The following is a 1,419-nucleotide window of genomic DNA, read 5'->3' on the forward strand; positions in this document are numbered from 1 at the left end:
TTTTTTCCAGGGGGTCTTAGCAGTGGCGAAGCCACCAAGGAGTAGAAACATTTAGGGCGAAGCCCTAATTCGTTAGCGTCGAAGACGCGAAATGGAGTTTGATTCTTTGCGAGCGAAGCTCGCTTCATTCGAGTTAAAGCGAGTGAGGTAGTTAAGGTTATTGGTGTAGTAACAGCGGCTTGTGGTGTGCTTTAGGTGGTGGATACCGTGTATATTTATGGTTTGAAGTCCCTGTTGATTTGGGAGAGAAATGATTAAGAGCTTTAATTTGAGATAGTCTGTTTCGGATTACTTCAGTTTATCCGGGCTTTAAGTTATCTAGAGAACTAATGACGATTCAAAGAGCTATTTCTTACTGCGCTCTTGGTTAAGTCAGTTACAGTAGAGCGGGGGCAAGCCCGCTCTACTAGCTCACTGTGTGGCTTATCGTCCAATTGTTAAACCATATTTTTTCTCGCGCTGCTCGAATGCATAACCACCACCTTCGAGGATCTCACACACACGAGTTCGAATACTGTTGGAAGCACTTAAAGGGCCATCTTCAACTGCCCCAGCTTGATAGCTAAGAACTTCATCCTCGTTGTTGGCTATAATAACTTGCTCAGCATCGCTGTTTACAACCAAGTTTGCATTGTGCGTTACGATAACCACTTGGCGATATTTTTTGATTTTTCTGAAGAGAGGAACTAGCTGCTTCATGATGAAGTCGTTATCTAGATCGTCCTCTGGCTGGTCAAATATGAATGGTGAACCAAAAGGATCAGTTGCTAGCTTGAGGCATACATAGAATGTACCTCTCTGGCCAACAGAGAGCTTATCAACAGTCTTGTTCTTATACTTAAACTCAGCATTCACATGAAGGTAGGTCTGTACCGAGATTGGTTTGTATAGATAGTCTAGTAGCTCAAATCTGCCTGACTGGTTGAAGTACTCTTGCCTCCAGCAGAAATCTTCAAGAGATATAGGAACAGCAACCTCTGGAATTGTAATGATTTCTTCATTCATTATTAGCTTGAAGAAATCATCAATATTGTGGACATTGAATGTCTGATTGAGCCGTGTCAAAGATGTTAGGGTTGATGTCTCTCGGAACTTGCCTCTGTTGATGCAATTGAAGAGCCCACCGTAAAACTTCTCTAGATTGAATGACACAGAGCCATAGATATTGATGTCAGTTAGTATGTCTTGTACTAGCTGGTTTTGTTCATCATTCCATGATTGCTGCGGCATACCTAAGGTAGTAAATGCGCTGTCTATCTCATCTTTCTGCGTGTCAAGATAGTTTTTATACGCTTGTGCGAAAACCTTTCTGTCTTCTACAAGAGAGAAGTACTGAGCATTTTTTTCTTTTATCTCAGCCAGCTTGTTGTTAGCTAAATCAATTTGAGTTTGGCACTCATTTACTTTAGTTAATAGGGA

At 41.6% G+C, this 1,419-nt stretch carries 1 pseudogene; it reads right to left on the bottom strand.

The window, feature by feature from the left end:
* Positions 1 to 423: 423 nt before the first annotated feature.
* Positions 424 to 1,419, bottom strand: a pseudogene (locus IQR33_RS29255) (DNA repair protein); the annotation flags it as partial.

It is taken from the genome of Vibrio sp. OPT46, from assembly GCF_015163535.1.
In the GTDB taxonomy this organism is placed as follows: Bacteria; Pseudomonadota; Gammaproteobacteria; order Enterobacterales; family Vibrionaceae; genus Vibrio; species Vibrio alginolyticus.